We start from the raw sequence: 19078 nt of genomic DNA, 5'->3' as shown, positions 1-19078 counted from the left end.
CCGGTCCACACCCCTGCGTTCCGGCGGCTGCTCGCCCCGTCCTCCTGCTCTGCCGCTCAGCGAGGTGCAGCCCCCCATGAACACTTCCGTCCCCGCCGTTCCCGCCGTTCCGTGTCCCCGCGGATCCCTGCGTCTGGCCGCCCTCGCCGTGGCCTGCTGCCTCCTCCTCGCCGGCTGCACCGGCGCCGCGTCGTCCGGCGCGGACGCGGCGGCGGCGGACGGGGCGGGCGGCACGGGCGGCCGCATCAAGGTCGCCCTGGTCACCCACGGCGCCGAGAAGGACGCCTTCTGGGAGCTGGTGCGCAAGGGCGCCCAGGCAGCGGCCGACAAGGACGGCATCGATCTGACCTACGCCAGCGACGCCGACCCCGCCGAACAGGCCGAACTGGTGCGGAAGGCGATCCACGATCACGTCGACGGCATCGCGGTGACCTTGGCCAAGCCGCAGGCCATGAGGAGTCCGGTGGCCGAGGCCAAGGCGGCCGGCATACCCGTCGTCGGCCTCAACTCCGGTATCGACGACTGGCGTTCGCTGGGGCTGCTGGAGTACTTCGGCCAGGACGAGAGCGTGGCGGGGCGCGCCGTCGGCGACAAGCTGGACGCGCTGCGCGTGAGACACGCCCTGTGCGTCATCCACGAGCGGGGCAACGTCGCGCTGGAGGCGCGCTGCGCGGGCGTGAAGAAGACCTTCGACGGTGAGACCCGGATGCTCTACGTCGACGGAACGGACCCGGACGCCATGACCGCGGCGCTGACGGCCCGGCTGAGGCAGGACTCCGACATCGACGAGATCATCACCCTCGGCGCGCAGTTCGCGCTCACCGCGGTGCAGGCGGTCGACAAGGCCGGCAGCAAGGCCGAGATCGCGACGTTCGACCTCAACAAGGACCTGGTGGCCGCGGTCCGCGAAGGCCGCGTGCAGTTCGCGGTGGACCAACAGCCCTACCTGCAGGGATATCTGGCCGTGGACGCGCTCTGGCTCCACAAGACCAACGGCAATGTCAGCGGCGGCGGCGTCGCGCCCGTGCTGACGGGACCGGCCTTCGTCACGAAGACCAACGTCTCGGACGTCGCCCGCCTGGCCGCCGCCGGAACCCGCTGACCCGTACCCGTCTTCGACCGCCCCCCTCCCGCTGATCGCCCTAGGACGACTATGTCTCCACGGACAGGTGCCCGGCGCCGCCGTCTCGGCTCCATACGTCTCTCGCTGTTCCTCCTCGCGCTGGTGCCCAGCGTCACCCTCGCCGCCATGTGGGGCGTGACGACGACGCAGATGTTCTCGGAGGGGCTGCGGCTGCGCGAGCAGACCGAACTGAGCCGCTCCACCGGCGCCATGGGCACCGAGGCGACGCTCGCGCTGCAGCAGGAACGCAGCCTTTCCGCCGTGTGGCTGGCCTCGGGGCCGGCCGGCTCCCGGGCCGCGCTGGAGGCGCAGCGCGGGAAGACGGACGCGGCGGTCGCCAAACTGGTCGCCCGCGCCGACGACATCCAGCGGGCCCCGGCCCGCGTCAGGGACCGGCTTTACTCGGTCGTCGCCTCCGTGGGCAGTCTCGAGTACTACCGTGGACAGGTGGACGACCCGGTCGACATCACCGCCGCGCAGGCACTGGACCAGTACACCTCGATCATCGACGTCCAGATCCACGCCTTCCAGGAGCTGTCCCAGGTCGACGACGGCGACCTCACCTCGCAGGCCGGCCCGCTCATCGCCCTCGAGCACGCGGCCGAGCTGGTCTCCGAGGAGGACCTGAACCTGACGCTGGCCGGGCCCTCGGGGCGGATGGACGCCGAGGCGTGGACCGAGTTCGCGCAGTTGGTCAACAGCCGGCGCTGGCTCGTGGAGGACCAGATCGTGCCCTCGCTGACCGGTCCCGCGAGGGCGCAGACCGAAGAGATCCTGACGAGTTACCAGTGGCAGACCCTGGAGGCCGTCGAGGACAAGGTGCTCGCGGCCCGCGCCAGGCAGAGCAAGAAGGGTGACATCGCGCTGCCGGACGTGCAGAAGGAATGGCGCGCCGCCCTCATCGACGTCTCCACCCAGTACGAGAAGCTGATCCGGCAGCAGACCGCGGACCTGCTGCAGCGCAGCGCGGACAAATCGCGCGGACTGCTCATCACGGCCGCCTCGCTGAGCGCCGGCGGTCTCGTCGCCCTGCTGCTGTGCGTCGGCATGTCCTGGCGAATCACCCGGTCGCTGTCCCGGCGGCTGCGCGGACTGCGCATGGCCACGCTGGGTCTGGCGCACGAGCGGCTCCCGGACGTGGTGGCCCGGCTGGACCGCGGGGAGACCGTCGACGTGGACGCCGAGACCCCGCCGCTGGACTACGGCGGTGACGAACTCGGCCAGGTGGCTGCGGCGTTCAACACGGCGCAGCGCACCGCCGTGCTCACCGCGGTCGAACTCGCCGACACCCGGCGGGGCTTCGAGAAGGTCATCCTCGGCATCGCCCGGCAGAGCCAGAACCTGGTCAACCTCCAGCTCAGCAAGCTCGACGCGCTGGAACGCCGGCACCAGGACCCGGACGTCCTCGCCGGACTGTACGAACTGGACTCCACGGCGAGCCAGTTGCGCCGCTATGAGGAGAACCTCGTCATCATCAGCGGCGGTCGGCCCGGACGCAGCTGGTCGGAGCCGGTGGCGCTGATCGACATCCTGCGCAGCGCCGTCGGGGAGGTCGCCGAGTACCAGCGGGTGGAGGTGCACACCGAGGAGGAGGTGTGCATCGCTCCGCCCGCCGTGGCGGACGTGATCCATCTGCTCGCCGAGCTCATCGACAACGCGACCTCCTACTCGCCGGCGCCCGCTCCGGTCGGGGTGCGGGCCACGCTGGTGGCCAAGGGGCTGGCGATCGAGGTCGAGGACCGCGGCCTCGGCATGTCCGAGGAGGACTACGCGTCGTTCAACGCGCAACTGGCGGTCTCACCCCAGTTCGACGTGGTGGCGCTCGCCGACGACCTGCGGCTGGGCATGTTCGTGATCGCCCGGCTGGCGACCCGGCACGGCATAGGCGTGACCCTGCGCTCCTCGCCGTACGGCGGCACCACCGCGATCGTGCTGCTGCCGCACGAGGTCGTGGTCCCCGAGTCCCCCGACGCGCACGACCCGGCCACCACGATCTCCGGCGCGGCGAATGCCGCCGGACCCTCGGCCGGAGCGGAGGCCCCCACCGGAACGGAGGCCGGCCCCGGAGCAGAAGGCCGCACAGGTGTGGACGCCGGTGCCGGTGCCGGCGTCCACACCCGTGCCGGTGCCAGGCAGGGAGCGTCCGGCAGCCCGTCCCCCGGACAGGCCGCGCCGGACCCGGCGCGGGAGGTGCAGGACGACGCTCGCGAAGGGGATGCACACAACGACCGCGAGGCACGGCGCGTGTCCGGCGGGGGGAACGAGCACGGCCGGCCCCGGCCCGACGAGGACACGTCCCCCGCTCCCCTTCCCGCCCCCCTTCCTGGCCGGGACCGCGACCAGAACCCGGAGCGGGAACGGGAACGGGAGCTGGAGCGTGACGGCCACGGCGGGAGCCGGGACCGTAACGCCCCTGACCGGGCCGGGCACCTGCGCCGGGACGACGGCCGGCCCGCGCCCCGGACCTCGTCCCCCCTTCCGGTCCGCGCCACCTCCGTCCCGGCGCACGAGTCGTCCTTGCGGGCGGTGAGTGTGCCCGCGGGCGCCGGCTCCCGTCCCGGCGGTCTCACTCCGCTGCCGCGCCGGGTCCCGCAGACCAGCCTCGCCTGCGAACTGCGCGAGGACGCCTCGTCCGCCGGAGCCGTCGAGGACGACGGTGTCCTGGACGACTTCACGGCGGAGCGCGCCGCCTCTTCCCTCGCCGGATTCCAGAGCGGCACGCTGCGGGCCCACGCCGACGCCGACGAGCCGCCGTCCGACCCGCAGGAGGCGACCGCCGAGGAGGCACCCGGCCCGCCGGTCACCGCCGCGGGCGCCGCCCAGACCCCGACCAAGCCCGCCGAACGCTCATGAAGGACACCCCGATGACACCCTCCCTCCCCGGCACGAACACCCAGCTCGACCAGTTGCTCACCGGTCTCGTGGACCGCGTCGCCGACGTCAACCAGGCCGTGGTCCTCTCCGAGGACGGACTGGTGGTCAGCAAGTCCACCGGCTTCCTGCGCGAGGACGCCGAACGGCTGGCGGCGACGGCGTCCGGGCTGATGAGTCTCAGCAAGGGCGTCAGCATGGACTTCCGGGGCGGCCCGGTGCGCCAGGCCCTCATCGAGATGGCCCACACGTACCTGATCCTGACCTCGGCCGGTCCGGGCGCCCATCTCGTCGTGCTGGCCGGCAAGAACGCGGACGTCGGCGTGGTGGCGTACCAGATGAACATGCTCGTGAAGAAGATCGGCGAGCACCTCAGCGCCGCGCCGCGGGCCCATGTCGGTCCCGCCGTGCGCACCCACGGCGGGTGAGGTGAGCGGAGGCGACGAAGCGGGCCGGCTCGTCCGACCGTTCGCTCTGACCGGTGGACGGACCCGCCCCAGCCGCGCCGACTTCACGCTCATCACCACGGTCACGGCGGTGAACCCGCCGCCCGCCCGGGTGGCGCGGCCGCAGCCGGAGTACGCCCGGATCCTGCGGCTGTGCGCCCGGCCGGTCGCCGTGGCGGAGCTCGCGGCCCATCTCGACCTGCCGGTGAGCGTGGTCGTCATCATGCTCTGCGACCTGCTGGAGACGGGCCTGATCACGGCCCGGCCGCCCCGCTCGGTGACCGGCTCCGCGGACCTGGACCTGGACCTGCTGCAGAAAGTGAGGGACGGCCTTGGCCGGATCTGACGGCGCCGCCCCCGCCACCACCGGGTCGGCGGCGGCGCCCGACACCGTGAAGATCCTCGTCGCCGGCGGCTTCGGCGTCGGCAAGACCACCCTGGTCGGGGCGGTCAGCGAGATCGCGCCGCTGCGCACGGAGGAGCCGCTGACGGTCGCCGGGCTGGACGTCGACGACCTGTTGGGCATCGAGGCGAAACGGTCCACGACCGTGGCCCTCGACTTCGGGCGGATCACCATCGGCGACGACCTGGTGCTGTACCTCTTCGGCACGCCGGGCCAGCAACGTTTCTGGTTCATGTGGAACGACCTGGCGATCGGTGCGCTCGGGGCGGTGGTGCTCATCGACGTGCGGCGGCCCGAGAGCAGTTTCGCCGCCGTCGACTTCTTCGAACGCCGGGGCATCCCGTTCGTCATCGCGGTGAACGGCTTCCACGGGCTGCACCCCTACCCCACCGAGGACATCAGGGAGTCACTGGCGCTGCCGGCACACGTTCCGGTGCTGCTCTGCGACGCGCGCGAGCGGGAGTCGTGCCGGGAGGTGCTGATCGCGTTGATCGACCACCTGATCGACGACGTCACCGCCGCGGCCCGGCGGGGTTAGGACACCCGTCAGGGCCGGCGGAGCCGGGGGCTGGTGGAGCCGGGGGCTGGTGGAGCCGGGGCCGGCGGAGCAGGGGCCTGCGGAGCAGGGGCCTGCGGCGTCGCCTTGCTTGTCCGCTTGTCCGTGTCAACGGGCTCAGCTTGACCGTGTCAACGGGCTCAGCGGGCTCCGGCCGCGTGCAGTACGGCGATCGTCTCCGGGTGGGGTCCCGCACTCGCCCACTCGAGGGGTGTCATGCCCGTGCCGTGGTCCTCGCGGAGGTGGGGGTCGGCGCCATGCGCGAGGAGGACGCGGACGGTGTCGGTGTAGCCCCAACAGGCCGCCGCGCACAGGGGAGTTCCCTCGGCGCCGAGTCCGGCGCTCTCGGCGTCGGGCGGCGCTCCGGCCTCCAGGAGTCTGCGGGCCTTGTCGGCCTCGCCCTGCACGCAGGCCGCGTACAGCGGGGTGGTCCCCTCGGCGTCGGAAGCCGCCGGATCCGCGCCGGCCCGGAGCAGCCGGCCGACGTCCTCGGCCTCCTCGAACCTGGCCGCCGCGACCAGCCGTCTAGTCAGCTTCTTCTGCCGTCTCCTGTTCACGGGTGCCGACCCTATCCAGCGCGGGCGACGACGTCGCCGGGTTTTCTCATGAGCGGCGCACAGGTAGGCGGCGGAAAACCGCCAAGCGTGTCCCACCGATTGACCTGCGCCTCTTCCGCCCCTACCTTCTGACCGACTAACCGAACTTGGTTCGAAATATCGAATCAGGTCGGCTGTATCGGGCCCCCGCTGCATCCCCTGGAGCGCACATGTCCCCCAACCCGTCCCGCCGGCTCTTCCTCGGCGCGGCCGCCTCCGTCCCGCTGGCCCTGACGCTGGGCGTTCCGTCCGCCCACGCGGCCGACTCCGCCTACGTGATGGGCTATTTCACCGAATCGACGAGTCTCGGCGACGGCACCGACTACGGCCTGCATCTGGCCGTCAGCACGGACGGGCTGCGCTGGATGCCGCTGAACCAGAACAACCCCGTGGTCACGCCCACCGAGGGGGCGGGCGGGCTGCGCGACCCGTTCATCCTGCGCAAGCAGGACGGCACCTTCGTCGTGCTCGCCACCGACCTCAAGGGGACCGACTGGAACTACGTCAGCCAGTACGTCCACGTCTGGAACTCCACCGACCTGCGCACCTTCACCGGGTACCACCGGCTGAAGCTGCACGACATGAACACCCACAGCTGGGCGCCGGAGGCCTTCTGGGACGCGGGCCGCGGCCAGTACGCGCTCATCTACTCCGCCGTCAACAGCAGCGGCCACAACGTCATCATGGTCAACTACACGACCGACTTCGTCACCGTCTCGGCCCCCCAGGTCTTCTTCGACCCCGGCTACGACGTGATCGACGGCGACATGGCCGTCGGGGTGAACGGCGTCAACTACCTCTACTTCAAGAAGAACGGCACCCTCCTCGGCGCCAGATCCACCTCCCTGAACCCCGGCAGCTTCACGCCGTTCAGCACCGCCGTCTCCCACGGCGGCACCGAGGCTCCGACCCTGGTCAAGTCCCTCAGTTCCGGGACCTGGTACCTGTGGGGCGACACCTACACCCCCAACGGCGTGTTCTACGCCTGGCAGTCCACCGACCTGTCGGCCGGCACCTGGACCCCCGTCGACCAGAAGAACTACACCCAGCCGGTCAACTCCAAGCACTGCGGCGTCACGACGATCACGTCGACCCAGTACGACAGCCTCGTGGCCAAGTGGGGCGCCCCGGCCTGGAACCGCCTGAAGTCCTACAACTTCCCGGCCCGTTACGTGCGCCACTCCAACTACGCCGCCCGGATCGACCAGTACCCCGTGGAGCCGTACAAGGACTCGCAGTGGACGCTGGTGCCGGGCCTCGCGGACAGCTCCGGCGTCTCCTTCCGGTCCGTGAACTTCCCGAACCGCTATCTGCGGCACTACAACTACGCGCTCCAACTCGACGTCAACGACGGCACGTCGACGTTCGCCGGGGACGCGACGTTCTACCGTACGGCGGGACTGGCGGACGCCGGCTGGTCGTCGTTCCGCTCGTACAACAACCCCACCCGGTACATCCGGCACTCGAACTACGTCCTGCGCATCGACCCGATCTCGACATCGACGGAGAAGCAGGACGCGACGTTCTACGTGGGGTACTGAGGCGGCCGTTCCGGAAACGGTTTCACACACGGTTCTGGACCGGCAGCGGTGCGGTGGCCGCCGTCACGTCGTCGGTCGGGGGCGGTCGGGGGCGGTCGTCCGTGCCTGCGGGCAGGGCGGCCGCCGCCGTCAGGGCGAAGGCGGCGGCCGGGGCAGCCCGGGCAGTGTCCTCAACGCCCGTACGGCTGGGGTTCGGGCGCCGGGGCTCGGGCCGCTGGGGGTTCGGGCCGCTGGGGGTTCGGGCCGCTGGGGGTTCGGGCGGCTGGGGGTTCGGACTCAGTCCAGGCCCGCGGACTTCAGCCAGGCCTTGGCGGCGTCCAGCGGGTCCTTGCTCTCCAGTTGCACCTGGACGTCCAGCTCGAGCAGCGTCTTGGTGTCGAGCTTGGCGGAGACGGCGTTGAGCGCGGCGATGCCCTCCGGGGAGAGGCCGCTCTTGTAGACGAGCGGCGTCACGTTCGCGAATCCGAAGAGGTTCTTCGGGTCCTTCAGGACGACGAACTTCTCCTTGGTGATGGTCGGGTCCGTGGTGAAGATGTCCGCGGCCTGCACGGTGTTCTCCTTCAGCGCCGCCTGGGTCAGCGGACCGCCCGCGTCGAGCGCCGTGAAGTTCTTGAACTTCAGCCCGTACACCGACTCCAGACCGACCATGCCCTGCTGCCTGGTCTGAAACTCCGGCGAACCCCCGAGTACCAGGTCGGGTGCGGCGTCCTTGAGGTCGGCCAGCGTGGACGCCGAGGTGAGCCCGTACTTCTTCGCGGTCTTCGCGTTGATCGTGACGGAGTCCTTGTTCTCGGCGGGCGACGACTCCAGCAGCGTCAGCCTGGAGTCCAGCTTCGTCTTCACCGCAGCGTTCACGGTCTCGAGCGAGGTCTGCACGGCGTCCTTGTCCAGGTACGCCAGCAGGGAGCCGTTGTACTCCGGCAGGACGGTGATGGAACCGTTCCTCAGCAGCCCGTACGTGGTCTCACGGCTGCCGATGTTGGGCTTGTAGGACACCTTGACGCCCTTGGCCTTCAGGGCCTCGCCGTAGATGTCGGCGAGCAGGATGCTCTCGGCGAAGTTGTTGGAGCCGACGACCACCGTGTCACCGGCCGCCTTGCCACCGGCGAGCGGGTTGTCGGTGCCGCCTGACGAGGAGCCACATCCCGCCAGCAGGGCCGTCATCGCGGCCAGGGCGACGGCCGCCGCGCCGGGGCGGGTACTCAGGGACCTGCTGTTGCTGTTGGTGTGGGAAGTCACGGTTTCCGTTCCGGCTGGTGGTTGATGAGAACGCAAACACTGTTGTCTTCCGATCCAATCCACCCGCTTCTCGATCGGTCAAGAGCAGACGGGTCACCGATCGGCGTCGATCCGTGATCGCCGTCATGCGCGCCGCACTCCCGGCGACACGGTCGCGCGGCCGACGGCCCAGAAGACGCCCAGGGTCGCGAGGGCCATGCCGGCGACCAGGGTGGCGCCGCCGACGACCTTCTCGTAATCGTGCTGGTAAAGGCCGTCCACGATGAAGCGGCCGAGTCCGCCGAGGCCCACGTACGCCGCGATGGTGGCTGTGGAGACGATCTGGATGGCCGCCGAGCGCAGCCCGCCGAGGATGAGCGGCAGCGCGACGGGCAGCTCCACCTGGAGCAGGATGCGTGGTTCGGCCATGCCGATGCCCCGAGCCGCGTCCACCGGGGACGGGTCGACGGAGCGCACCGCCTCGTAGGCGGTGACCAGGATCGGCGGGACGGCGAGGACGACCAGCGGGATCATCACCGGCATCATGCCGAAACCGGTGGTGAGGGTGATGAGCACCAGCAGACCGAACGTGGGCAGCGCCCGTCCCGCGGTGGCGATCAGGGTGAGGGTGTTGCCGCCCTTGCCGTAGTGGCCGGTGACGAGCCCGACCGGCAGCCCGACGAGGGCGGCGAGGGCGAGCGCCTCGAGCGAGTACCGCAGGTGCTCCAGCAGCCGGGTGGGGATGCCGTCGTAGCCGTGCCAGTGGGCGCCGTCGCCGAAGAAGGCGCTGACGAAGTTCAGTACGTTCACCGGTTCGCCCCCTTAAGGACGGGCGCCGTCCGCGCAGCCCGGCGGCGGCCGGCGGCGGCCGGCATCCACGGGGTCAGCAGGAGCCGTACGAGGACCAGCGCGCCGTCCACGAGGACCGCGAGGACGGCCGTGGTGATCACGGAGTTCCAGGCCAGTTCCGGCCGGTTGTAGATCTGCGCGTCGTGCAGCAGGTTGCCGAGCGCGCCCTGGTTGCCGATCAGCATGCCGACGCTGACGAGGCTGATGCTGGACACCGTCGCGACCCGCAGACCGGCGATGATCGCGGGCACCGCGATCGGCAACTGCACCTGCAGATAGCGGCGTACGGGCCCGAAACCCATGGCGGTCGCCGCGGCGAGGGTTTCCTGCGGCACCGAGCGCACGCCGTCGACGATCGCCGGGACGAGCACCACCAGGGAGTAGACGGTGAGCGGGATCATCACCGTCAGCTCGGTCTGCCCCGTGTAGTCGATGAGGACGACGAAGAAGGCAAGGGACGGGATGGCGTAGAGCACGGTCGTCACCCACAGCACCGGCGGGTACAGCCAGCGCAGCCGCACGCACAGCTGCGCCAGCGGGAGCGCGAGCAGCAGTCCGCCCAGCACCGGCAGCAGGGCCTCGCGCAGATGCAGCCCGATCAGGCCGAGCCAGTCGTGCTGGAGATCGCTGGGAATGTCGAAGAAGCGGTTCACTGGACGGCCTTGGAAACGGTTTCCCCACCGGGCTGCGCTCCCTGCCGTTTCTGCCGTTCCAACTGTTCCAGTCGTTCCTGCCGCTCCAGTTGTTCTTGCCGGCCTGCCGCGTGGGCGCCGCGGATCGCCTCGGCGATCGCCGCCTGCGAGACGACTCCGGCGGCCCGGCCCTCCGCGTCCACGGCGACTGCCCAGCCGGTGGGCGACAGGACGGCGCAGTCGAGCGCGGCGCGCAGTGAGTCCTGTCCGGCCGCGAACGGCCGCCCGTACGACAGCAGTCGGCCGGCGTCGATCTGTCCCGCGGTCAGCGCGTCGGGCTCGCTCCAGCCGAGCGGACGGCCGTCCGGGCCGGTGACGAGGAGATAGGGGACGTCGGCCGTGGCCTTGGCGGTGATCTGCTCGGCGGTGGAGTCGACCGCGACGACGGGGGCGGTGAGCAACTCCAGTTCGGCGGAGGAGAAGAACGACAGGCGGCGGATGCCCCGGTCGGCGCCGAGGAAGTCCTCGACGAACGCGTCGGCGGGGTCGGACAACAAGTCGGCGGGCGGCGCGAACTGGGCGAGCAGGCCGCCGGTACGCAACACGGCGACCATGGTGCCGAGCTTGACGGCCTCGTCGATGTCGTGCGTGACGAAGACGATGGTCTTGCCCAACTCGGCCTGAATGCGCAGGAGTTCGTCCTGAAGTCCTTTACGGACGACCGGGTCGACGGCGGAGAACGGCTCGTCCATCAGCAGGACCGGCGGGTCCGCGGCGAGCGCCCGCGCCACACCGACGCGCTGCTGCTGGCCACCGGAGAGCTGATAGGGGTAGCGCTTGGCGTACGAGGCGTCGAGTCCCACCCGTTCCATCAGCTCCCTGGCCCGCGCGCGGGCCCTGCCCTTGCCCCAGCCCAGCAGCCGGGGGACGGTGGCGATGTTGTCGACGACCGTGCGGTGCTGGAAGAGCCCGGCGTTCTGGATGACGTAACCCATCGACCGGCGCAGCGAGTTGACCGGTTGCTGACGGCTGTCGACGCCGTCGATGAGGATCGCGCCCTCGGTGGGCTCGACCATCCGGTTGATCATCCGCAGGGTGGTCGTCTTGCCGCAGCCGGACGGGCCGACAAGGACGGTGATCGAGCGGTCGGGTATGTCGAGGGAGAGCCGGTCGACCGCCACCGTGCCGTCCGGATACTGCTTGGTGACTGAATCTATCCGTATCAAAACGCCGAATACCCTTCGGGTCTGGCCGTTTCCGCCCATACTCGGCCACGCGAGTTCAGGCGATGGCGGAAAGAGTCTAGACCGCTCGCGTTTCGCGCGTTTTCGAGGACACGACGGAGGGCGCGGCCGCCCTCGGTCACCCCCGGGGAAGCGGGTGAGAGCGCTTTCGCTGTGCGCGACCTGTGAGTCCTCTGATTCTCACCGCACGCTCAGCAACGACTCAGAGATCCCCCAGACGGCGCCCCCATCGTCAGGGCCATGAACGAAACGAACGCGGGAGGCGTCCGGCAGCGGTCGGTCGAGATCGTGGTGCCGGTGTACGACGAGGCACACGTCCTCACCGAGAGCATCGGCCGTCTCCACGCACACCTCGAAGAGTCCTTCCCGTTCCCGTTCCGCATCACCGTCGCGGACAACGCCAGCACGGACCGCACCTGGGACGCGGCGATCGGCCTGACCCTCCGTCTGCCCCATGTGCACGCCGTACGGCTGGAGCAGAAGGGCCGCGGCCGCGCCCTGAAACACGTGTGGAACCGGTCGGCAGCCGACGTCGTCGCCTACATGGACATCGACCTCTCCACCGGCCTGGAGGCGTTCCTCCCGCTGGTGGCCCCGTTGCTGTCCGGCCACAGCGATCTCGCGATCGGCAGCCGGCTGCACCGCCAGGCCGCCGTGGTCCGGGGCGCCGAGCGGGAGTTCGTCTCCCGCTCCTACAACCTGCTGCTCAGAGCAGCCCTGGGAGCGCGTTTCTCGGACGCGCAGTGCGGATTCAAGGCCGTCCGCACCGACGTCTTCCGCGCGCTCGCCCCGCACATCGAGGACACCGGCTGGTTCTTCGACACCGAACTCCTGGTCCTGGCCCAGCGCAACGGGCTGCGCGTCCACGAGGTGCCGGTCGACTGGACCGACGACCCCGACAGCCGGGTCGACATCGTCCGCACCGCCCGCGACGACCTTTTGGGCATCGGCCGGATGCTGCGCTCCACCCTCGCCGGCCGCACCCTCGTCCCCGCCGTACCCCGCCGTACCTGCACCCCCCAGGTGCCGGCCGCGCGCACGACCGCTCCCGTCCCCGGCCTGCCCGCCGGGACGACCACCCACCTGGAGTACGCGTCATGACGACCCTCGCCCCGCCGCCCGCCCCCGTCCGCCAGGAAGGGCCCCACCACCGGGCGAAGCAGGCCTTTGACGGCGGACTCGCCTCGCGCGCAAGGCAGTTGCTCACCGGGGCCCCCGAGGATCCGCGCTGGGCCCGCCCTGCCCTGTTGGCGATCCTCGCGTTGGCCACAGCCCTCTACGCCTGGAATCTCTCCTCGATCACCGGAAACACGTTTTACAACGCTGCCGTCTACAGCGGCACCAGGAGCTGGAAGGCGTTCTTCTTCGGCGCCCTGGACGCCGGCAGCTTCATCACGGTCGACAAACCGCCGTTCGCCCTGTGGGTGATGGGCCTGTCCGCCCGCGCCTTCGGGTACGGCACCTGGCAGTTGCTGCTGCCGATGATCGCACTGGGAACCGGTTCCGTCGCGCTGGTGCACCGGCTCGTCAAGCGGGACTTCGGCCCGGCGGCCGCCACGCTCTCCGCGCTGGTGCTGGCCCTCACCCCCATCACGGTGGCCATCACCCGGGACACCAACCCCGACCCCGTCCTCGTCTTCCTGATGCTGCTGGGCGCGGCCGCGCTGCTGAAGGCCGTGCGCAGCGGCCGGCTGGTGCCGCTGGTGTGGTCCGGCGTCGCCATCGGCTTCGCGTTCAACACCAAGATGATGCAGGCGTACGTCGTCCTGCCGGCCTTCTTCCTGGTGTACCTGTGGGCCGCGAACGCCTCGCTGGGCAAGCGCCTGTGCAATCTTGCGGCCGGCACGGCCGCGCTGATCGTCTCCAGCGCATGGTGGATGGTGGTCGTCGATCTGATCCCGGTCTCCTCGCGCCCCTACATCGGTGGCTCGACCGACAACACGGTGTGGGACCTGGTCATCGGCTACAACGGTTTCGGCCGTGTTTTCGGGGCGACTTCGTCGGTCGGCTCGCAGGGCAACAGCGCGAGTTTCGGCGGCGACGCGGGCCTGTACCGGATGTTCAACGACATCATGGGCGGTCAGATCTCCTGGCTGATCCCCTTCGCGGCGATCGCACTGACGGCCGGTCTCGTCCTGCGCGGCCGGGCGCCCCGTACGGACGCCAAGCGCGCCGCGCTGATGCTGTGGGGCGGCTGGTTCGTCCTGCACTACCTGACGTTCGCCCTCGCCGAGGGCACCTTCCACCCGTACTACGTGACCGCCATGGCCCCCGGCATCGCGGCCCTGGCCGGCGCGGGCGGGGTCACGCTGTACGGCGCCTTCCGCGAGCGGGCGGCGGCGAAATGGTCGTGGGTGCTGCCCACCGCGATCGCGGTCAGCACCGGCTGGGCGGTCGTCCTGCTCGAGCGGGTCTCCGGCTCGGGAACGCTGTACACGGTCGCCGAGGCCGTGGTCGCCGTGGCGGGGGTCGCGTCGGTGATCGGGCTGCTGGTCGCCCGGTTCACGAAGCGACAGCGACTGATGGGCGTCGCGGCACTCGCGGCGGTCGTGGCGCTGCTCGCCGGTCCGGCTGCCTACTCGGCGTCGGCGGCGACCTCCGGCACCAACGGCACGAACCCGACGGCCGGCCCCGGCACCGGCGGCGGCATGGGCAAAGGCCAGCGGCCCGGCGGCACGGGCGGACCGTCGTCGAGCAGCGGCAACAGCAACAGCTCGACCAACGGCGACGGCTCCACGCCCGGCAACACGGAGTCCGTTGCCACGGAATCGAGCGGCACCGTCTCGGGCACTGCCGAAGCCGGTTCCGCCGAGTCGGACGCCTCAGGCACAAACTCGGACGGCGGCGGCATGGGCGGCGAGACCCAGATCTCGTCCGCGACGGTCACGTACCTGAAGGAGAACCAGGACGGCGCCACCTGGCTGGTGGCGGTGGCCACCGACCAGACGGCCTCTTCCCTCATCCTGGAGTCCGGCGAGCCGGTGATCTCGATGGGCGGCTGGTCCGGCAGCGACGACGCGATGACCCTCGCGGGGCTCAAGAGCCTCGTGAAGACGGGCAAGCTGCACTACATCGTGATCAGCGACAGCGGCCGGGGCTCCGCGAACTCCGAGATCTCCACCTGGGTCAAGGCGAACGGCACGGCCGTCTCCGACCACAGCGGCCTCTACCGCCTGGACGCCTCCGACGTCGGCTGACCCCGACGCACGGCAAGCGCTCCGGCCTTTCGCCGACGCTGTCGGTGAAGGTGGGGCTGAGCGCGACGTCGGCCTTCACGACCCGTTGTGGCCGTGAAGGCCGGCCTTGCGCTTGGGGAGCGTGTCGGTGATCGGTAGCCTTCGTCACCATGATGCGCGCCTGGATCCTGCCGACGCTGTTGGTGCTGTGCGGCTCGGTCGTCGCGACCGGGCAGATCTTCCAGGGGGACCTCGGCACAGCCGCGGCGCTCCTGCTGGCGTTCCTGACGTTCGCAGGCGTGAACTCGCCCCTGATGTTCCCGAGGTCGATCAGTGCGCGGGAGGCACAACGCCGCAGCGCTCTCGACGGCCGGCCGATCGTCTTCTGGCGTCCGGGCTGCACGTACTGCATACGGCTGCGCGTCCGGCTGGGCCGCAACGTCCGCCGGTTGCATTGGGTCGACATCTGGCGTGACCCGGCAGGAGCCGCAGCGGTGAGGGCGGCAAACGACGGCAACGAGACCGTGCCGACCGTCGTCGTGGCAGGCCGGCCACACACCAACCCCGATCCCGCATGGGTACGCGATCAGCTCTCCCCTTCCGCGTGACCGGAGAACGCGCCCTACGAAGAGGCACCCGAAGGGACAAGCGCGCAGAGGCGGCAAGACAAGCTCGGACCGCGTGCGAGAGCTGGGCGTAGGACATCGACCGGTGACGCGCACCTTGAATCGTGACCTCTCCATTGAAGAGCGCGAACACGTCTGCCGGCCTGCTCCGTCAGCCGACGACACCCGTCTCGTCGCTACAGCGCACACCCTGCGGCGTCGGCCGATCCGGGAGCTGACCGTCGAGGACATGCGCTTGTTGATCGGCCAGGACATCGGTCTTGCCTACCTTCTGCCACTGGCACTGGAGGTACTGCGAGAGAACCCGATGGCAGAAGGGGACATGTACGCAGGGGATCTGTTGTCCGCGGTCCTCACCAGGAACCGTTCCTAATCAGTGAGCAGGAGTGAGTCTTGGACCCGTACCTGGTCACTGCGGACATCCCGAACGGTTGTGGATGTCCTGGTTGCCCTCGACGTTCATCCGGCCGAGCCGGTCCTTATGCTCCACCACCACGGTGGTCACGTTCGGGTCGGCCAGCAGACGCCGGGCCTTCGAACGGCAGCCGTCCATCCCCGAAGCGATCTCCGCCTCGACACGAACGACCCGGTGACCGGCGTTCACCGCCCACGCCGACAGCCGCGCGACCTGGCGTTCCAGATCGGTCTTCTGATCGTGCGAGGACACACGGGCATACAGGCCCAGACCACCGATGGCCTCGGGCGTAGCGTTCGCGTCGATGTTCACCAGGATCGTGCGCGGTCCGACCCGCTGAGCCGGTACCGGCAACACCCCCTCACGGAACCAGCGATACGCGGTCTGCGGATGCACACCCTGCGTCTTCGCCCATTCCGTCAGATTCACACCCCAACCACACTCACTCACACATGGTTACGCTCACTTACCCGACTTCGCGGACCAGTAGGTGGAGACCCCTCGGTCTGGATCGAGCACTCCGAACTCGGCCGAGAGCTTCGCGTGATCGTCTCGATGTTGCCCGCTCTGTCCCCCGACCTGCAACAGAGGGTCGAGCGATTCTTGGCTCCATAAGGACCAGTGCAGGACGTTCACCGGAGGACGGGAAAGTCTGCGTGCTTACGGAGCGTCTCGCTGAAGCACTGGAGCAGGCTGCGTTCCTCCGCGTTACCTGCGTTTTCTCGGCGTTACCGCGTTGCCCGCGTTTCTCGGCGTTACCGCGTTTCTCCGCGTAGCCCGCTTCTCCTCCGCGTTGCCTTTCTCTGTGTTTCTCGGTTTCCTCCCGGTTTCTTCCGTTGTGCGCCGGCATGTCGGCGGGACGTCAGGTCGCTGCCGTCCCCTCGCCGACCGTGAGGAAGCCGGGGGTGCGCAGCACGCCGCCCCCGGAGATCACGGCGTGGACCTCGCAGTCAGCCCGCGAGGCCGCCCACTCCACGCCCTCCCGGCCCAGCGCGAACGCGGCGGTGGCGACGGTGTCTGCCAGGGTCAGGTCCGGGGCGACGACGGTGAGGCTGTCGAGGCCGACGGCCGGCAGACCGGTGCGCCCGTCGAGGATGTGGTCGCCGCGCTCGTAGCGCGCGGAGGTGGCGACCGCCGCGTCGGTGAGGGCGAGGACGCGCACACCTTGTCGGCGACGAAGGGGTGCCGCACGCCGACCCGCCAAGGACCGCCCGAGACGACGACGTCACCGCCGGCGTTGAGGCAGAACCGGGTCAGTCCGGCCGCGTCCAGCAGGTTCGCCGCCCGCTGCACCGACCAGCCCTTGACGACCGCGCAGGGGTCGAGGCCGCGGCCGGGCAGCCGGACGTCGAAGGCGCCGCCGGTGGCGATCCGGTACTCCTCGCACAGGCCGAGCACCTCGGTGAGGTCGTCGCTCAGCCGGTCGGCGGACAGCTCGCCCCGGTCCAGCCGGGACACCTCGCTGTCCTCCCGGTAGGGGCTGAACCGCTCGTCGACCTCCCGCAGCCATGCGAAGACGGCGTCCGCGGCGCCCTCGGAGACCGACGGGTCGGTGACGTCGTCCACCCGCAGCGAGACGGGAAACCCCATGACATGTTCGACGCGGTGCACGTCAGGCGCCCTTGGCGTCGATCGCGGCCTGCAGCGACTCCTTGTAGCCGTCGCTGGTGATGGTCGCTCCGGAAACGGTGTCGATGTCCGCGCTCTGCGCCGCAAGCGTTTCTGCAATCAGCTTCGGCACCGCCGCCGTCGTCTGCGGATGATTGGGCTGCTTCAGCATCTGGACGGCCGTGATCTCACTGCCGTCGTAGGTGATCCGGACCTGGACGTCGCCCTTCTCCGTGGTGACCGTCGTTCCGGTGAACGTCTCGGTCCCCGACGAAGAGGAGGACGAAGAGGAAGAGGACGCGGGCGACTCGGCGACGGCGGACGTGGCGGTCGACGCCCCGGTGGACGGCTCGTAGCGCCAGACCGGGATGAGTCCCGCAACGGACAGGATCAGGACAGGTACGGCTCGTTTCACGATGTCTCTCTCATCCCGCCAGGCTGAAGCGCTCGAAGTGGATCTGCGGCCGCGGCACGCCGAGCTCGCGGAGGGTGCCGAGAACCGCGTTCATCATCGGCGGCGGCCCGCACAGGAAGACGTCCCGCTGCGCGATGTCCGGGACGAGCGCCGACAGTTCGCGGGGCGCCAGCCGGTCGGGCACCGGCGGCCCGGTGACCAGGTGCAGCTCGGCGCCCTTGGTGAGCGCGAGTTGGTGCAGCTCGTCGTAGAGGACGGCGTCGCGTTCGCCGGCGACCCGGTAGATGACGACGGCATGCCCGTGGATCTCCTCGAGGAGCGCGCGGATCGGCGTGACGCCGACGCCGCCGGCGATGAGCAGCGCTTCCGGGCGGGTGCGGTGCATCGCGGTGAACGCGCCGTAGGGACCCTCGGCGAAGACGCGGGTGCCGGGCTTGACATGGCGCAGACCCGCGGAGCCGTCACCGGCGGCTTTCGCGGTCAGCCGCAGGCGGGAGCCGTCGGGTGCGGCCGACAGGGAGAACGGGTTCGCCTGCCACCAGCGGTCCTTGGTCAGGAACCGCCAGAGGAAGAACTGCCCGGCCCGGGCGGGCATCCGGTCCAGGTCGCGTCCGGTGATGTAGACGGAAACGACGTTGTCGGCCTCGGGGACGACCGCCTCGACGCGCAGCTGGTGACGCCAGTTCCGCCACAGCGGCAGAACGAGACGGCCGAGGAGGACCGAGCCGAGGGCGACGCCCCACACGCCGTACCAGTAGGCGGTGGCGGCGGACGACGCGGTAAACGTGGTGCCGACCGCGACCTGGTGTGTGAAGGCCAGCACCACGGCGACGTACGTGTACAGGTGGACGAAGTGCCAGGTCTCATAGGCCAGCTGACGACGTGCCCAGCGGGCGGAGACACCGCCGACGACAAGGATCAGCCCCATGGCGACCACGGCACGGAAAACGCCTTCGACGGTTTCGGCGAGGTCGACGAGCTGGTTCACCGGGTTCATCGAGGACGACTCGGCGTAGCCGAAGGTGATGAACACCATGTGCCCGACCAGCGTCCACAGCAGGCCGAAGCCGGTCCAGCGGTGCCAGTTGGTCAGCCGGTCCATGCCGATCCGGCGGTCGAGCCAGGGCAGCCGGGCCACCAGCAACAGCTGGAACGCCATGAGCAACGCGCCGTAGAGGCCGGCGAAGCGGCCGATCACGACCAGCGCGTTGGAAGCGAAGCCGGCCTGGACGCCGAACAGGGTCACGACGGCCGCGTTGGCGGCCAGCACGGCGTACAGGCCGGTGCGGGCCACCACCTTGGGGCGGATCGCCGTGGGGGGCGAGGGGGGCGATTGGACGGTCGTCACGGACGGAAACT

At 70.2% G+C, this 19078-nt stretch carries 17 protein-coding genes and 2 pseudogenes; 10 read left to right on the top strand and 9 right to left on the bottom strand.

The annotated features are described in order from the left end of the window. Positions 1–76: 76 nt before the first annotated feature. The 5 genes from QA802_RS33075 to QA802_RS33055 are packed head-to-tail and all read left to right on the top strand — an operon-like array spanning position 77 to position 5381. Positions 77–1102, top strand: coding sequence for a substrate-binding domain-containing protein (locus tag QA802_RS33075; protein ID WP_334530491.1), 1026 nt, complete (start codon positions 77–79; stop codon positions 1100–1102). Between the two features lie 51 nt (positions 1103–1153). Next, positions 1154–3976 (top strand): sensor histidine kinase, encoded by a 2823-nt coding sequence (locus QA802_RS33070; RefSeq protein WP_334530488.1) that lies wholly within the window; start codon positions 1154–1156, stop codon positions 3974–3976. An 11-nt stretch (positions 3977–3987) separates the two neighbouring features. Continuing rightward, positions 3988–4422, top strand: a complete 435-nt coding sequence (locus QA802_RS33065) for a roadblock/LC7 domain-containing protein (protein WP_206779589.1) — start codon at positions 3988–3990, stop codon at positions 4420–4422. A 1-nt stretch (position 4423) separates the two neighbouring features. After that, entirely contained in the window at positions 4424–4786 is a 363-nt protein-coding gene (locus QA802_RS33060; RefSeq protein ID WP_334530485.1) for a DUF742 domain-containing protein, read from the top strand. Continuing rightward, positions 4773–5381 (top strand): GTP-binding protein, encoded by a 609-nt coding sequence (locus tag QA802_RS33055; RefSeq protein ID WP_319169528.1) that lies wholly within the window; start codon positions 4773–4775, stop codon positions 5379–5381. Before QA802_RS33060 ends, QA802_RS33055 begins: the two co-directional genes overlap by 14 nt. A gap of 158 nt (positions 5382–5539) precedes the next feature. Here QA802_RS33055 and QA802_RS33050 read toward each other — a convergent pair whose 3' ends face one another. After that, positions 5540–5956 (bottom strand): ankyrin repeat domain-containing protein, encoded by a 417-nt coding sequence (locus tag QA802_RS33050; RefSeq protein ID WP_334530481.1) that lies wholly within the window; start codon positions 5954–5956, stop codon positions 5540–5542. 209 nt (positions 5957–6165) lie between these two features. Here QA802_RS33050 and QA802_RS33045 point away from each other — a divergent pair, with 209 nt between their 5' ends. Then, positions 6166–7536, top strand: a complete 1371-nt coding sequence (locus tag QA802_RS33045) for a glycoside hydrolase family 43 protein (protein WP_334530478.1) — start codon at positions 6166–6168, stop codon at positions 7534–7536. Between the two features lie 276 nt (positions 7537–7812). On the opposite strand, the gene QA802_RS33040 is transcribed toward QA802_RS33045, so the two are convergent. From QA802_RS33040 to QA802_RS33025, 4 genes are all read right to left on the bottom strand, one after another. Continuing rightward, complete coding sequence (locus QA802_RS33040; protein ID WP_334535028.1) at positions 7813–8700, bottom strand: ABC transporter substrate-binding protein; 888 nt, start codon at positions 8698–8700, stop codon at positions 7813–7815. A gap of 198 nt (positions 8701–8898) precedes the next feature. Next, positions 8899–9564: an ABC transporter permease gene (locus QA802_RS33035; RefSeq protein ID WP_334530475.1), complete on the bottom strand. Its 666-nt coding sequence runs from the start codon at positions 9562–9564 to the stop codon at positions 8899–8901. Next, the gene (locus tag QA802_RS33030) at positions 9561–10256 is read right to left on the bottom strand and encodes an ABC transporter permease (protein ID WP_334530473.1); all 696 of its coding nucleotides are present in this window, start codon (positions 10254–10256) and stop codon (positions 9561–9563) included. The genes QA802_RS33035 and QA802_RS33030 overlap by 4 nt, the downstream gene beginning before the upstream one ends. Next, positions 10253–11461, bottom strand: coding sequence for an ABC transporter ATP-binding protein (locus QA802_RS33025; RefSeq protein ID WP_334530470.1), 1209 nt, complete (start codon positions 11459–11461; stop codon positions 10253–10255). The genes QA802_RS33030 and QA802_RS33025 overlap by 4 nt, the downstream gene beginning before the upstream one ends. Positions 11462–11719: 258 nt before the next feature. Here QA802_RS33025 and QA802_RS33020 point away from each other — a divergent pair, with 258 nt between their 5' ends. The 4 genes from QA802_RS33020 to QA802_RS33005 all read left to right on the top strand — a co-directional run bounded on the left by QA802_RS33020 (position 11720) and on the right by QA802_RS33005 (position 15654). Continuing rightward, positions 11720–12580, top strand: a complete 861-nt coding sequence (locus QA802_RS33020) for a dolichyl-phosphate beta-glucosyltransferase (protein ID WP_334530467.1) — start codon at positions 11720–11722, stop codon at positions 12578–12580. After that, on the top strand, positions 12577–14676 hold the full coding sequence (locus tag QA802_RS33015) for an ArnT family glycosyltransferase (protein WP_334530464.1): 2100 nt from the start codon (positions 12577–12579) through the stop codon (positions 14674–14676). The genes QA802_RS33020 and QA802_RS33015 overlap by 4 nt, the downstream gene beginning before the upstream one ends. A 149-nt stretch (positions 14677–14825) precedes the next feature. After that, entirely contained in the window at positions 14826–15263 is a 438-nt protein-coding gene (locus QA802_RS33010; protein WP_334530460.1) for a glutaredoxin domain-containing protein, read from the top strand. Between the two features lie 103 nt (positions 15264–15366). Next, positions 15367–15654 carry a contact-dependent growth inhibition system immunity protein gene (locus QA802_RS33005; protein WP_334530457.1) on the top strand — a complete coding sequence of 96 codons (288 nt, stop codon included), beginning with the start codon at positions 15367–15369 and terminating at the stop codon, positions 15652–15654. A 105-nt stretch (positions 15655–15759) separates the two neighbouring features. Here the strand turns inward: QA802_RS33005 and QA802_RS33000 are convergent. The 4 genes and pseudogenes from QA802_RS33000 to QA802_RS32985 form a co-directional block, all read right to left on the bottom strand. Beyond that, a pseudogene (locus tag QA802_RS33000) lies at positions 15760–16053 on the bottom strand (recombinase family protein); the annotation flags it as partial. 505 nt (positions 16054–16558) lie between these two features. Next, positions 16559–17307, bottom strand: a pseudogene (locus QA802_RS32995) (FAD:protein FMN transferase). A gap of 1 nt (position 17308) precedes the next feature. Next, positions 17309–17719 carry an FMN-binding protein gene (locus QA802_RS32990; RefSeq protein WP_334530451.1) on the bottom strand — a complete coding sequence of 137 codons (411 nt, stop codon included), beginning with the start codon at positions 17717–17719 and terminating at the stop codon, positions 17309–17311. A gap of 10 nt (positions 17720–17729) precedes the next feature. Further along, positions 17730–19067 (bottom strand): ferredoxin reductase family protein, encoded by a 1338-nt coding sequence (locus QA802_RS32985; RefSeq protein WP_334530448.1) that lies wholly within the window; start codon positions 19065–19067, stop codon positions 17730–17732. Positions 19068–19078 lie beyond the last annotated feature (11 nt).

This window comes from Streptomyces sp. B21-105, assembly GCF_036898465.1.
Taxonomy (GTDB): Bacteria; Actinomycetota; Actinomycetes; order Streptomycetales; family Streptomycetaceae; genus Streptomyces.
Note: the sequence above shows the minus strand (reverse complement) of the source record. Positions and strands in the feature narration are given on the sequence as shown.